This window comes from Exiguobacterium sp. J17977 (genome assembly GCF_018616375.1).
In the GTDB taxonomy this organism is placed as follows: Bacteria; Bacillota; Bacilli; order Exiguobacteriales; family Exiguobacteriaceae; genus Exiguobacterium; species Exiguobacterium mexicanum.
Genome location: NZ_JAEQBB010000001.1, coordinates 648,957 through 662,078 on the forward strand (window position 1 = coordinate 648,957; position 13,122 = coordinate 662,078).

Genomic DNA, 13,122 nt, shown 5'->3' on the forward strand with positions numbered 1-13,122 from the left:
AACCACGATGTTACGTATCGATCCAACACCGAATCCAAATGCAATGAAAATCACACTTCCTGAGAACGTCTTCGGCGCGAAAAGCCAAAGCGTGAAAGCCGGCGAAGAGACGGACCAACCGCTCCTCGCGAAACTCGTTACCATCGAAGGCGTCGAAAGCGTCTTCGCCTATGGCGATTTCGTCACGGTATCCAAACAGAACGGCGTGAGCTGGGAAACCATCTTGCCACACGTCGAAACTGCTTACCGCGGATGAACCCGCTCGTTTCCATCGTCATCCCGGTCTACTCCCGGGAGACGGAACTGACGGAGCTGCTGGAAAGCCTGGTCGTCCAGACGTTCCAACAGTTCGAAGTACTTGTAATCAATAATGACGGGCCGCCAAAACAGCATCTTTTGGCGCCTTTTTTGAATCGATTGTCGATTCGTTATATCGAACTTGGCGAGAACCATCACGTCAAGGCGCGCAATCGTGGCGTGCAAGAGGCGAGCGGCGACTATATCTTATTGCTCGACGATGACGATTTGCTCATGCCGACACATCTCGAGTTGGCGCTCGCGGACATCCGCTCGGCCGACCTCGTCTTCACGGACGCGGAACTGTTCCGCTTCATATGGGAAGATGGACGTCGCCGCGTCATCGACTGGGAGGCGTTCGCCTACGACCTCGATTTGGAACGACTCCGTCAAGACTCGACGTTCATCCCGTCCGGCACGCTCTATCGCAAACAGCTCCACGAGACGATCGGACCGTTCGACGAGGATGTCTATAACTATTGGGACTGGGATTTCATTCTACGTGTCAGTGAGGTCGGGACGATTCGGCATCCGGCGCGCGCGACCGTACTATACGCGTTCAACGGCACGGACAATCTGTCGGCCAAACAAGACGAGACGCGTCGTCGTTACTTTGATCGGTTCTGTCACAAGCACGGCCTCGTCGATATGGAGATGAAAAACTTCCATATCGTTCAAGCCGAGCGACGGGACTACGTGAGACAGACAGAGAGAACGTTCACAGGGGCGTTCCCCGGTAGAACGGAAGGAGAATAAACTATGTACACATCAAAAGAACTAGAACTGCTCGAGTTGCTCGAAGAAAAAGGCTATCTCGAGACGAAATTGTTGGCGAACTTGCTGGCGACCGACGAAGCGACCGTTGAGACGATGCTCGAGAAGTTCAAGGCGGACGGGATTTTGCTCGGGTTCCGGGCGATGGTCAACTGGCAAAAAATCAATCGGCATGACGTCACGGCGTTCATCGACGTCAAAGTCACGCCGAAACGTGGCCGCGGCTTCGATGAGGTCGCCGAGCGGATTTACCGCTTCCCGGAAGTGACGGCGCTCTATTTGATGTCAGGGGCTTACGATTTGCAAGTCGTCATTCGGGCGAACTCACTCCAAGACGTCGCCTCGTTCGTGTCGGACAAACTGTCACCGCTCGATTCGGTCGTCTCGACGACGACGCACTTCAAACTGAAGACGTACAAGCATGACGGCATCTTGTTCACCCCACAAGTCGAAGACAAACGGTTGAACATCACGCCATGAAGTCGCTATCCCAACAAGTCGTCTCCATGAAGCCGTCCGGCATCCGCCGCTTCTTCGATTTGGCGCAAACGATGGAAAACGTCGTCTCTCTCGGGGTGGGGGAGCCTGATTTCATCACGCCATGGAACGTGCGCGAGGCGAGCTACGCGGCGCTCGAGCAAGGCTACACGGCCTATAGCGCCAACGCCGGACTCCTCGAGTTACGACAAGAAATCGCAAGCTATATGACAGGCCGGTTCGGGGCGACGTATGACCCGGCGACGGAATTGATCGTCACGACGGGCGCGTCTCAAGCGCTCGATATCGCCTTCCGGGCCCTGCTCAACCCGGGTGACGAGGTCATCGTCGTCGAGCCGGCCTTCGTCTCGTACGGACCGCTCATCGAACTCGCTGGCGGGACGGTCGTTCCGGTCGCTTGTCGGGCGGAGAACGGGTTCCGTCTGAACCGGGACGATGTCGAGGCGGCCATCACCGAGCGGACGAAGGCGATGCTCCTCTGCTTCCCGTCGAACCCGACCGGGGCCACGATGACGGGCGAAGAGCTCGCCGAAATCGCCGAACTCGCGACGAAACACGATCTCTGGGTCGTCAGCGATGAGATTTATGCCGAACTGTCTTACGATGAGCCGTTCACGAGTTTCGCGACGCTGCACGATATGCGTGAGCGGACAATCGTCGTCAACGGGTTCTCGAAGGCGTTCGCGATGACGGGCTGGCGGCTCGGGTTCACGTGCGCGCCGGAAGTCGTGACGCGTGAGATGCTGAAAGTCCACCAGTACGGGATGATGTGCGCTCCGACGCTCGTCCAATTCGGCGGTCTCGAGGCGCTCCGCAGCCGCGACCAGCACGTCCCGAAGATGGTGAAGAGCTATCGGCAACGCCGCAACTACTTCATCCAGGCCCTCAATGACGCCGGACTACCGACGCACGTGCCGGGAGGCGCGTTCTACGCCTTCCCGTCAATCCGCCATACAGGCTTGACGAGCGAAGAGTTCGCCGAGCGTCTCTTGCTCGAGGAACGGGTCGCGGTCGTACCGGGCAACGCGTTTGGTGCGAGTGGCGAAGGTTTCGTCCGTGCCAGTTACGCGACGTCGGTCGAACAATTACAAGAAGCGATTCGTCGCATCGATCGGTTTATGAAACAGTTCGAAGTGACGACGACGGCAACAGACTCTCAGCGATGAGGGTCTGTTCACGTTTTAGCGGTATAATAGGTGGGAAAAGACGAGCGAGGTGAAGCCAATGGAACAAGTGGATTTTGTCGCGATCGGTTGTGGGCCATACAATCTCGGATTGATGGCGCTCAGTGAAGCGACGTCATTGACGGGTGTCTGTTTTGAGGAGCGGGACGACTTCAAGTGGCATGAGGGCATGCTGCTCGAGTCGGCGACGATGCAGACGCATTACTTATATGATCTCGTGACGCTCGCCGACCCGACGAACCGTCACAGTTATTTGAACTATTTGAAACAGAACGGCCGCTTGCAGACGTTCATCGTCCAGGAGAGCCCGACGATTCCGCGGACGGAGTTCAACCGGTATTTACAATCGGTCGCCGCCTCGCTCGACACGATCAAGTTCTCGCACCGGGTCACCGATGTCCGTCCGGCGGCGGATGGGTTTCTCGTCACGGTCGAGACGCCTGATGGGGAAACGGTGCTGTCGTCACGTCACGTCGTCATCGGGACGGGAGCTGAACCGCTCGTCCCAGACGCCTTCCAAGACGTCGTCCATACGAGTTCATATCGGATGGAGCGGGAACGCTTGCTAGAAACCGACCGCGTCGTCGTCATCGGCAGCGGTCAAAGTGCGGCTGAGGTGTATCTCGATTTATTAAGCCGGTCCGATAAAACGCGCCAACGCATCGATTGGGTGACGCGCTCGGACGTGTTCGAATCACTCGAGAGCGGGAAGCTCGGCGAGGAAATTTTCAGTTTGCCGTACGTCGACTATTTCAATCGTTTGCCATACGCGGAGCGGGATCAACTCGGGAAAGCGTTTGAGCGGTTCCGGAACGGCGTCAATCCTGAGACGCTTCGGGCGATTTATGGGTTGTTGTATCATCGGACGGCGGATGGGAGTGAGCAAGCGACGAACTTGTACACGCAGATTGAAATCGAGCACATCGCACATGAAATCGTTTATACTGTCGAAGGGACGCAACAATATACGCGACAATCGTTCACGGGTGAATATGATGCGGTCGTGGCAGCGACCGGCTATCGACCGCGCATCCCGACGTGGGTCGAACGGTTCGACATCGAATGGGAGGCAGAACAGAAGTGGTGCGTCAACGATCGCTATCAAATCGCGACGAAAACGACGTGGGCTGGAAGTTTGTTTACCCATACGAATTTAGAACATTCGCACGGTCCGGCGGCGACGAATTTAGGGATGGCGGTGTATCGAAACGCAATCATGTTGAATGAAATGATGGGGGAAACGGTGTTCGAAGTGGCCGCGCAGCAACCGTTTACAAGTTTTTGAACAAAAAAAGGGCTAGGCGTTAGCCTAGCGGAATCAGGGGGGAATACTTGAAGTCTTGCTTGATTTGTATTTACCCGACCCGTCGACTTTGAAACACAAAAACAATCCCAAATAATCTTTTTTACTAATTTGTACACTTTATCGAAAAAAGTATGTTATAGTAAGTTGATGAATTTAGCATAGGAGTGTTTGTAATGGCAAAATACGAAAAAGATCAAGTTTTAAAAGGTAAAGTAACAGGAATCCAACCTTTCGGTGCGTTCGTCGCACTCGACGACGAGACTCAAGGTCTTGTCCACATCTCTGAAATCTCACACGACTACGTGAAAGACGTGAACGAGTACGTTCAAGTCGGTCAAGAAGTTGAAGTGAAAATTCTTGATGTTGATGAAGCATCTAAGAAAATCAAGCTTTCTATGAAAGCGACACAAGAAGCTCCAAAACGCGAGAAGTCGGCTAAGCCAGCTCGTCGTGGCGCACCACGCCGTAACGAAGCTTCTAACTTCAAGCAAGAAGAAGCACCAGGCTTCACTGTCCTCAAGGACAAGCTCGAAGACTGGATCAAAAACACGAACTTCAAAAAGTAAGTGATTGAGACGACCTGCCCTGTGCAGGTCGTCTTTTTTTTGTACAGGAGATGTCCCGCTCGTTCACGAACAGTACAGAAAAGGAGTGAGGACCATGAAAATCGGAATCATCGGGACGGGCGGGATTGCCAAGACCGCCCATATCCCGCAATACATCGCGGCAGGGGCTGACGTCGTCGCCGTCATGAATCGGACGCGCGAACGCGGAGAGGCGGTGGCGGAGCAGTTCGGAATCGAACGGGTGTATGACACGATCGAAGAAATGCTCGAAACCGAGCGGTTAGATGCGGTCAGCGTCTGTACACCGAACGCCTTACATAAACAACAGGTCATCGCCGCGCTCGAGGCAGGCTGTCACGTCCTCTGCGAGAAACCGCCGGCCATCTCGGCCGAAGAGGCGAACGAGATGCTAGCGGCAGCCAGACGAGCCGAGCGAACACTTCATTACGGCTTCCACTATCGCCATCGGTCGGATACCCAACTGTTGAAGCGGATGATCGACGCCGGTGAACTCGGACACGTCTATGCCGCGACCGCCCTTGCCCTTCGGCGCCGTGGTATCCCGGGATGGGGTGTGTTCACGAATAAAGAGCTGCAGGGTGGCGGAGCTTTACTCGATATCGGGGTGCATATGCTCGATCTCGCCCTCTATTTGATGGATTATCCGAAACCGGTCGACGTGGTCGGTCACGTCGGTCAATATTTGGGGACACGGCCTGGGGTCGGGCTGATGGGCGATTGGGACGCGGGCGCGTTCTCGGTCGAAGACACGGCGCGGGCGATGGTCACGTTCGATAACGGGGCATCCTTATTCTTAGATGCGAGTTTCATGGCCAACGTCGACGCGGCGGACACGATGCGGGTCGAACTGCGCGGCACGAACGGCGGGGCTTCGTTATTCCCGCTCGTCATCCATACGGAAGAGCACGGGGCGTTGTTCGATAAGACACCAGCCCATCTCGCGCTCGAAGACCCGTATGCGAGACAGATTCAAACGTTTCTCGAGGCGTGCCGTCAGGAGCCGTCGTACCGGCAAGCAGAACAAGCGGTGACGCTCCATACAATCATCGACCGCATCTACGCTCAGGCCTGATTGCTTTTCAATCACAAAAAACAGGGTATATAGTGTAGGTGTTACATATTTTCGAAGGAGGATGAATCATGCACAACTTTGAATACAAAAACCCGACGAAACTTATTTTCGGGACACATCAAATCGAAAAACTCGCGAGCGAGTTACAGGCGCTAGACGCCAAGAAAGTGATGCTCGTCTATGGAGGCGGGAGCATCAAAAAGAACGGCACGTACGAAGAGGTCGTTGCTGAATTGAACAACGCCGGGATCGACTTCGTCGACTTCTCAGGCGTCGAGCCGAACCCGCGCATCGAGACGGTACGTCGTGCCGTCAAACAAGCACGCGAAGAGAACATCGACGCGTTGCTCGCGGTCGGTGGCGGTTCGGTCATCGATTGTACGAAACTCATCTCGGCGGCCATCCCATATGAAGGCGATGCTTGGGATATCGTGCTTCGCGACCACATCCCGACAGAAGCGGTCCCGTTCGGTACGGTGCTCACGCTCGCGGCGACAGGATCTGAGATGAACTCGGGCTCGGTCATCACGAACTGGGAGACGCAAGAGAAGTACGGTTGGGGCCATCCGCTCGTCTATCCGACATTCTCGATTCTCGATCCGCGTTACACGGTGTCGGTACCGAAAGACCAAACAATTTACGGCATCGTTGACATGATGAGCCACTGCTTCGAGCAATACTTCCACCCGAACCACGCACCGGTCCAAGAGCGCATGACGGAAGGCGTGTTGAAAGCGGTCGTCGAATCGGCACCGAAACTCGTCAACGACTTGGAGAACGTCGACTTGCGCGCCATCATTTTGTTCGCTGGAACAATCGCCTTGAACGGTGTGCTCCAAATGGGCGCCTCGGGTGACTGGGCGTCACACAACATCGAGCATGCGGTCTCGGCCGTCCATGACATCCCACACGCAGGCGGACTCGCCATCCTGTTCCCACGCTGGATGGAGCACGTCCTTGAAGAAGACAACGCCGCTCGCTTCGCACGCTTAGGCACAGAAGTGTTCAACGTTGAACCGGCTGACAGCGACCTCGAGACGGCAAAACGGACGATTGCAGCTGTCCGCGCCTTCTTCGATGAGCTCGGCGCGCCAAGCTCGCTCCGTGACTATGACATCGATGAATCGACGTTCGATGCCATCTTGGATTCGGCGATGAAACGAGGCGCGTTCGGTCGCTTCCGTACGCTTGAACGTGAAGACGTGGCAGCAATTCTTGAATTAAGCAAATAAGGCGATTTGATGCCTATTTTGCAATAATGATTGAACGAATCCGACGTTTCCGTTTATGATGGGTCATGTATGGCTCGTCAATGAGCGATTTATAAGGAGGAAATGACATGTCAACTGTACGTTTCGATTATTCAAACGCCCTGTCTTTCGTCGGGGAACACGAAGTCAATCAATTACAAGAAACCGTAAAAGCAATGCATTCGGTCATTCATGACCGCAGCGGGGCAGGTAGCGATTTCCTTGGGTGGGTCGACCTTCCAACTAACTACGATACGGATGAGTTTGCCCGCATCAAAGCGGCCGCGGAACGGATCCGTGAAAATTCGGACGTCCTCGTCGTCGTCGGAATCGGTGGATCATACCTCGGCGCACGCGCGGCAATCGAGATGCTCCAACATTCATTCTTCAACGTGTTATCTAAGGAAGAACGCAACGCACCACAAGTCTTCTTCGCCGGCCACAACATCTCGTCGACATACTTGACGGAGTTGCTCCACGTGCTCGAAGGCAAGGACGTTTCAGTCAACGTCATCTCGAAATCGGGAACGACGACAGAACCGGCCATCGCGTTCCGTGTCCTCAAACAGTTCATGGAAGACAAGTATGGTCAAGACGGTGCACGTGAACGCATTTATGCGACGACAGACCGTGCCCGTGGCGCCTTGAAGACGCTCGCGGATGCCGAAGGCTACGAAACGTTCGTCATTCCGGATGACGTTGGCGGTCGCTTCTCGGTGCTCACACCGGTCGGACTCCTTCCGATTGCGGCGGCAGGCATCGACATCGACGCCCTCATGGAAGGTGCACGCGATGCCCAAACGGCTTACTCGTCTCCGAACTTGGCGGACAACGAAGCGTACCAATACGCGGTCGTCCGTAACGCCTTGTACGCGAAAGGCAATTCGATCGAGTTGCTCGTCAACTACGAACCGGCCTTGCATTACGTGTCAGAGTGGTGGAAACAGCTTTATGGCGAGTCAGAAGGAAAAGACAACAAAGGGATTTTCCCGGCGGCGGTCGACTTCTCGACGGATCTCCACTCGATGGGACAATACATCCAAGAAGGTCGTCGTGACTTGTTCGAGACGGTCATCCGTGTCACGAACGTCCGTCACGCGATGAACGTGCCGGAAGATTCGCAAGACCTCGATGGCTTGAACTTCCTCGCTGGTGAGACGATTCAATTCGTCAACGACAAGGCAGCTGAAGGAACACTCCTCGCCCATACGGACGGAGAAGTCCCGAACCTCGTCGTCGAATTGCCAGAGATGACGCCGTACCACCTCGGCTACTTGTTCTATTTCTTCGAGAAGGCATGCGCGATGAGCGGATACATCCTCGGCGTGAACCCGTTCAACCAACCAGGTGTCGAAGCGTATAAAGCGAACATGTTCGCATTGCTTGGAAAACCAGGTTACGAAGAGCAAAAAGCTGAGCTTGAAAAGCGCTTGAACCAATAATTTCGAGTAGGTCCGCTCCGGCGGGCCTATTTTTTTGTTTGAAACTAGGGGAAGACAAGGTAAAGTGAGAGTAGACAGGGGAAAGAAAGGGATGGACTATGTTGACATTCACGGACTACTATCACAATAAAGTCGAGTTGAGCTTTGCGCACTATCCATTTTCGGATACACCGCTCCACGTCTGGGTCGTCGCTCGCTACGAGAATCAATGGGTGCTGACGAAACATAAACAGCGCGGGCTCGAGTTTCCGGGCGGGAAAGTCGAACCCGGCGAACACGAGGATGACGCTGCGATTCGGGAAGTATACGAAGAGACGGGCGGTGTCGTGAAGACGCTCCATTATCTCGGCCAATATCGCGTGCTCGGGCGCGGCGACACGGTCATAAAAAATATTTATTTCGCCGAAATCGAACGATTCGATGATCATCCGGCGGTCGACGAGACCGATGGGGCCGTCCTGATGAAGGAATTGCCGACGAATCTGCTTCGGAACAATCGCTACAGTTTCATGATGAAGGACCGGGTCCTCCCGGAGACGATGAAGGTGCTCCATGAAAAACGCTTGGTTTGACAAGGTCGAGGTCCTGCCGCCGTACGCGGGTTATCCGGTCCATCGCGGCTGGTACGCGACGCGTGACGGTGAGGACGTCGTCGCCTATACGATCACGCCGAAGCGGCCGAACGGGCACGTCTTGTTCTATCTGCGCGGCGGTACGGGACGCATCGGGGATGTGCGCTTGCCCCGATTGATGCAGTTCGCGGCCAAAGGCTTTCACGTCGTGGCACCCGTTTACCGGGGCAACCATGGTGGCAGTGGGAAAGAGGACTTCGGTGGTGCCGATTTGGAGGACGTCTTGTCGCTCTACGACCGCGTCCGTCGAACGGACACGCTCATCCACGCCCTCGGCTTCTCGCGGGGTGGCATGATGGCGTTATCGCTCGCCGCGGAACGACCGCTCACGTCCGTGACGTCGTGGGCAGGTGTGACCAATCTCGAGTGGACGTATGAGGAACAGCGCTCGATGCGGAAGATGTTGCGCCGTATGACCGGCGGTGACCCGGAGGCGGCCCGTGCCGCTTACGTCGAGCGCTCGCCCCTCTATAAAGATTGGTCGGCCCCGACGTTATTGATTCACGGCACCGACGATGAACAAGTCCGGCTCCGGCATGCGACGGCGGTCGCGGAACGGATGGGGGAGCGGGCCGAGCTTTGGGTCGTCCCGTACGCCCATCAACTCCCGTTTTGGGAAAAATGGAAGACAACCGATCAGGCGATGGACTGGATGTTGTCCGTCACATCAAAATGACTAGTGCCGATGGGCACTAGTCATTTTGATTAAACGATGATTGGTCCAGCCGCAACGACCGCCTCACTCGCTTTCGTGAATCGTTTGAAATTATCCTGGAACTTCCGGGCGAGCGCCGTTGCCTCGGCATCGTAGCGCGCTCCGTCTTTCCATGTGTCGCGTGGATTGAGCACGTCGCCTGGCACGCCGTCGATGTGGCGTGGAATCTCGACGTTGAAGATGTCGTGGCGCGTCGTCTCGACGTCACGCAACTTGCCGTTGACCGCCGCGTTCACCATCGCCCGTGTATAGGCGAGCTTCATCCGTGAGCCTTCTCCGTACGCGCCGCCGGTCCAACCCGTGTTGACGAGATAGACGTCGACGTCATGCTTCTCAATCAGCTTCCCGAGCATGTCCGCATAACGCTCCGGTGCGAGCGGCAAGAACGGTGACCCGAAGCACGTCGAGAACGTCGCCTGTGGTTCAGTGACGCCGCGCTCCGTGCCGGCGAGTTTTGACGTATATCCTGACAAGAAATGGTACATCGCCTGCTCTTTCGTCAATTTGCTGATTGGAGGCAACACCCCGTACGCATCGGCCGTCAAGAAGACGATCGTGTTCGGATGACCGGCCCGTGACGGAAGCATCGCGTTATCGATGAATTGGATCGGATAGGCGGCCCGTGTGTTCTCGGTGAGCGAGATATTCTTATAATCTGGTGCCCGGTGCTCATCCAAGACGACGTTCTCAATCAATGAGCCGAAACGGATGGCATCATAGATTTCCGGCTCGTTCTCGCGCGACAAGTTGATTGTCTTCGCGTAGCAACCGCCCTCGATGTTGAAGACGCCGTCGGGTGACCAACCGTGCTCGTCATCCCCGATCAAATGGCGCTCCGGGTCGGCCGACAGTGTCGTCTTCCCAGTACCTGATAGACCGAAGAAGAGGGCCGTCTCACCAGCGTCCGATACGTTCGCCGAGCAATGCATCGATAACACCTGTTGTTCTGGCAACAAGAAGTTCATGACCGAGAAGATTGATTTTTTAATCTCGCCGCCGTATTCTGTTCCCCCGATCAGAATGGTCCGCTTGGCGAATGAGACGAGAATGAACGTTTCGGAGTTCGTTCCGTCGACGACTGGGTCGGCCTTATAGCTCGGTGCATAGATGACCGTGAAGGGCTCGAAGGCACCTTTAGTCGGCCATTCGCGCAAGAACAACTGTTTGGCGAACAAGTTGTGCCATGCGTATTCCGTGATGGCACGGACCGGTAGCGTATAGTGCTCATCTGCCCCAGCAGACGCCTCAAGATAATAGAGCTTGTCTTTCGTCTCGAGGTGCGTCAACACTTTGTCGAGCAGCGCGGAGAACTTCTCTTCCGCGATCGGTTGGTTGACCGGCCCCCAGTCTACTAAATGATTGCTGACTTCATCTTGCACGACGAATTTGTCTTTTGGTGACCGTCCTGTGAATTTCCCGGTACTGACTGATAAAGCCCCGTCTTTCGTCAGTACGCCCTCACCGTTGCGAATGGCTTCTTCCACCAGTTCTGGAACCGTCAAGTTCCGCTTCATGTCGGCACCTTTAATTAATTCTTCGATTTTCAGGAGCGTTGTCGCCATCCTGAATCCCACCTTTCCCCTAAATAGATGTGGATGAAATCCGCATACTTCGCGTTTAATCAGTATGACGTTTTTATTATATGTGACATACTAATCAAAAACAAGCATTTTCTACCCTTTAAAGTAAGCGCTTTCTTACATTGTCATTCTAACATATTCCGTACCAGGTCATAGTACAAAAACCGAAATGGACAAAAAAATGTTTGATATTTCACAAACATAACTATTTGATTGATTGTGAAGAAGTTTGACGAATTCGGTCGATACGCTTGACAGAACGGGGTGTCATTTATATGATGGTCTTCGTAACGGATACTCTTATTCTGAGCGGTGGAGGGAACAAGGCCCTACGAAGCCCAGCAACCGTCCGATTTGTCATTGTTATTCGGAAAAGGTGCTATCCTGAAGCGAAGCGTAAGCTTCGAACGATAAGAGGGTAAGGAAGAACGATTCAACCTTTCCCATTTGAACATGGCGAAAGGTTTTTTTCATTACCGTCCCAAAGCAACGCGTAAGGGGAACGAGTACCGTCCACACATCACCCTTTATTATAGGAGGTTTTTCGAAATGGCAAACTTGAACCGTCGACTTTTCACTTCGGAGTCCGTCACGGAAGGACATCCGGATAAAATTTGTGACCAAATCTCAGATGCGATTTTGGATGCGATTTTAGCTGAAGATCCAAACGCCCGCGTTGCGGCTGAGACGTCTGTCACAACAGGTCTCGTGCTCGTAGCAGGTGAGATCACAACATCAACTTACGTGGATATCCCGAAAGTTGTTCGTGAAACTGTTCGTGAGATCGGCTACACGCGTGCGAAATATGGTTTCGATGCAGAGACTTGTGCAGTCCTCACATCGATCGATGAGCAATCGGTAGACATCGCCCAAGGTGTTGACCAAGCACTCGAAGCTCGTGAAGGACAAATGACTGAAGAAGAAATCGATGCGATCGGTGCTGGTGACCAAGGTCTCATGTTCGGTTACGCAACTAAAGAGACGCCGGAACTCATGCCGCTCCCGATTTCACTCGCTCACAAATTGTCACGTCGTTTGGCAGAAGTTCGTAAGAACGGCACGCTCGCTTACCTTCGCCCAGACGGTAAGACACAAGTGACAGTCGAATACGATGAAGCGAACAACCCGGTTCGCATCGACACAATCGTCATCTCGACACAACACGCGGAAGACATCACGCTCGAGCAAATCCAAGCTGATTTGAAAGAGCACGTCATCGATGCGGTCATCCCGGCTGAACTCATCGACGCGGACACGAAATACTTCATCAACCCGACTGGCCGCTTCGTAATCGGTGGACCACAAGGAGATGCTGGTCTTACAGGACGCAAAATCATCGTCGATACGTACGGTGGATACGCTCGTCACGGCGGTGGCGCGTTCTCAGGTAAAGATCCTACCAAAGTTGACCGTTCAGCAGCATATGCAGCTCGTTACGTGGCGAAAAACCTCGTTGCAGCGGGACTCGCTGACAAAGCAGAAGTTCAACTTGCTTACGCAATCGGTGTTGCTCACCCGGTATCGATCGCGGTCGATACGTTCGGCACAGGCAAATTGAGCGAGACTGAGCTCGTCGAACTCGTTCGTGAGAACTTCGACCTCCGTCCGGCCGGCATCATCAAGATGCTCGACCTTCGTCGCCCAATCTACAAGCAGACAGCAGCTTACGGCCACTTCGGTCGTACAGACGTGGAACTCCCATGGGAGCAAACGGATAAAGCGGCAGTTCTCGAAGAAGGCGCGAAACGCTTCGCATAAGCATAGAAAAACGACCTTTCACTCGAA

13 protein-coding genes and 1 riboswitch are annotated in these 13,122 nt (G+C 54.4%); of the genes, 12 read left to right on the forward strand and 1 reads right to left on the reverse strand.

Translation table 11 applies throughout. From position 1 onward, the window contains the following. The first annotated feature begins 7 nt into the window (after positions 1-7). From KNO58_RS03220 to KNO58_RS03270, 11 genes are all read left to right on the forward strand, one after another. Positions 8-256 (forward strand): NifU N-terminal domain-containing protein, encoded by a 249-nt coding sequence (locus KNO58_RS03220; protein ID WP_128122120.1) that lies wholly within the window; start codon positions 8-10, stop codon positions 254-256. Next, a complete protein-coding gene (locus KNO58_RS03225; protein WP_214751828.1) occupies positions 253-1,053 on the forward strand; it encodes a glycosyltransferase family 2 protein in 801 nt (266 codons plus the stop codon). Before KNO58_RS03220 ends, KNO58_RS03225 begins: the two co-directional genes overlap by 4 nt. A 3-nt stretch (positions 1,054-1,056) precedes the next feature. Further along, positions 1,057-1,551 (forward strand): Lrp/AsnC family transcriptional regulator, encoded by a 495-nt coding sequence (locus KNO58_RS03230; RefSeq protein ID WP_214751829.1) that lies wholly within the window; start codon positions 1,057-1,059, stop codon positions 1,549-1,551. Beyond that, positions 1,548-2,735: an aminotransferase gene (locus KNO58_RS03235; RefSeq protein WP_214751830.1), complete on the forward strand. Its 1,188-nt coding sequence runs from the start codon at positions 1,548-1,550 to the stop codon at positions 2,733-2,735. Before KNO58_RS03230 ends, KNO58_RS03235 begins: the two co-directional genes overlap by 4 nt. A gap of 58 nt (positions 2,736-2,793) precedes the next feature. Continuing rightward, complete coding sequence (locus KNO58_RS03240; protein WP_214751831.1) at positions 2,794-4,038, forward strand: lysine N(6)-hydroxylase/L-ornithine N(5)-oxygenase family protein; 1,245 nt, start codon at positions 2,794-2,796, stop codon at positions 4,036-4,038. Between the two features lie 194 nt (positions 4,039-4,232). After that, complete coding sequence (yugI, locus tag KNO58_RS03245) at positions 4,233-4,625, forward strand: S1 domain-containing post-transcriptional regulator GSP13 (RefSeq protein WP_016509788.1); 393 nt, start codon at positions 4,233-4,235, stop codon at positions 4,623-4,625. A gap of 94 nt (positions 4,626-4,719) precedes the next feature. Next, on the forward strand, positions 4,720-5,718 hold the full coding sequence (locus KNO58_RS03250; protein WP_214751832.1) for a Gfo/Idh/MocA family protein: 999 nt from the start codon (positions 4,720-4,722) through the stop codon (positions 5,716-5,718). Positions 5,719-5,786: 68 nt separating this feature from the next. Next, the gene (locus KNO58_RS03255; RefSeq protein WP_214751833.1) at positions 5,787-6,950 is read left to right on the forward strand and encodes an iron-containing alcohol dehydrogenase; all 1,164 of its coding nucleotides are present in this window, start codon (positions 5,787-5,789) and stop codon (positions 6,948-6,950) included. A 107-nt stretch (positions 6,951-7,057) separates the two neighbouring features. Then, positions 7,058-8,410: a glucose-6-phosphate isomerase gene (locus KNO58_RS03260; protein WP_214751834.1), complete on the forward strand. Its 1,353-nt coding sequence runs from the start codon at positions 7,058-7,060 to the stop codon at positions 8,408-8,410. A 98-nt stretch (positions 8,411-8,508) separates the two neighbouring features. After that, complete coding sequence (gene ytkD / locus KNO58_RS03265; protein WP_214751835.1) at positions 8,509-8,982, forward strand: RNA deprotection pyrophosphohydrolase; 474 nt, start codon at positions 8,509-8,511, stop codon at positions 8,980-8,982. Then, a complete protein-coding gene (locus KNO58_RS03270) occupies positions 8,963-9,718 on the forward strand; it encodes an alpha/beta hydrolase family protein (RefSeq protein WP_214751836.1) in 756 nt (251 codons plus the stop codon). Before ytkD ends, KNO58_RS03270 begins: the two co-directional genes overlap by 20 nt. A gap of 29 nt (positions 9,719-9,747) precedes the next feature. Here KNO58_RS03270 and pckA read toward each other — a convergent pair whose 3' ends face one another. Further along, the gene (gene pckA / locus KNO58_RS03275; RefSeq protein ID WP_214751837.1) at positions 9,748-11,319 is read right to left on the reverse strand and encodes a phosphoenolpyruvate carboxykinase (ATP); all 1,572 of its coding nucleotides are present in this window, start codon (positions 11,317-11,319) and stop codon (positions 9,748-9,750) included. A 315-nt stretch (positions 11,320-11,634) separates the two neighbouring features. Then, positions 11,635-11,754, forward strand: a riboswitch (SAM riboswitch). 132 nt (positions 11,755-11,886) lie between these two features. Here pckA and metK point away from each other — a divergent pair. Next, on the forward strand, positions 11,887-13,095 hold the full coding sequence (gene metK, locus KNO58_RS03280; protein WP_128122129.1) for a methionine adenosyltransferase: 1,209 nt from the start codon (positions 11,887-11,889) through the stop codon (positions 13,093-13,095). Positions 13,096-13,122: the final 27 nt, after the last annotated feature.

What these genes read in the sequence shown, in the direction of transcription:
- KNO58_RS03230 (WP_214751829.1), top strand. Translation starts at nt 1,057, where the DNA reads ATGTACACATCAAAAGAACTAGAACTGCTCGAGTTGCTCGAAGAAAAA.
- KNO58_RS03260 (WP_214751834.1), top strand. Translation starts at nt 7,058, where the DNA reads ATGTCAACTGTACGTTTCGATTATTCAAACGCCCTGTCTTTCGTCGGG.
- ytkD (WP_214751835.1), top strand. Translation starts at nt 8,509, where the DNA reads ATGTTGACATTCACGGACTACTATCACAATAAAGTCGAGTTGAGCTTT.
- KNO58_RS03240 (WP_214751831.1), top strand. Translation starts at nt 2,794, where the DNA reads ATGGAACAAGTGGATTTTGTCGCGATCGGTTGTGGGCCATACAATCTC.
- KNO58_RS03255 (WP_214751833.1), top strand. Translation starts at nt 5,787, where the DNA reads ATGCACAACTTTGAATACAAAAACCCGACGAAACTTATTTTCGGGACA.
- KNO58_RS03250 (WP_214751832.1), top strand. Translation starts at nt 4,720, where the DNA reads ATGAAAATCGGAATCATCGGGACGGGCGGGATTGCCAAGACCGCCCAT.
- KNO58_RS03235 (WP_214751830.1), top strand. Translation starts at nt 1,548, where the DNA reads ATGAAGTCGCTATCCCAACAAGTCGTCTCCATGAAGCCGTCCGGCATC.
- metK (WP_128122129.1), top strand. Translation starts at nt 11,887, where the DNA reads ATGGCAAACTTGAACCGTCGACTTTTCACTTCGGAGTCCGTCACGGAA.
- KNO58_RS03220 (WP_128122120.1), top strand. Translation starts at nt 8, where the DNA reads ATGTTACGTATCGATCCAACACCGAATCCAAATGCAATGAAAATCACA.
- pckA (WP_214751837.1), bottom strand. Translation starts at nt 11,319, where the DNA reads ATGGCGACAACGCTCCTGAAAATCGAAGAATTAATTAAAGGTGCCGAC.
- KNO58_RS03270 (WP_214751836.1), top strand. Translation starts at nt 8,963, where the DNA reads ATGAAAAACGCTTGGTTTGACAAGGTCGAGGTCCTGCCGCCGTACGCG.
- KNO58_RS03225 (WP_214751828.1), top strand. Translation starts at nt 253, where the DNA reads ATGAACCCGCTCGTTTCCATCGTCATCCCGGTCTACTCCCGGGAGACG.
- yugI (WP_016509788.1), top strand. Translation starts at nt 4,233, where the DNA reads ATGGCAAAATACGAAAAAGATCAAGTTTTAAAAGGTAAAGTAACAGGA.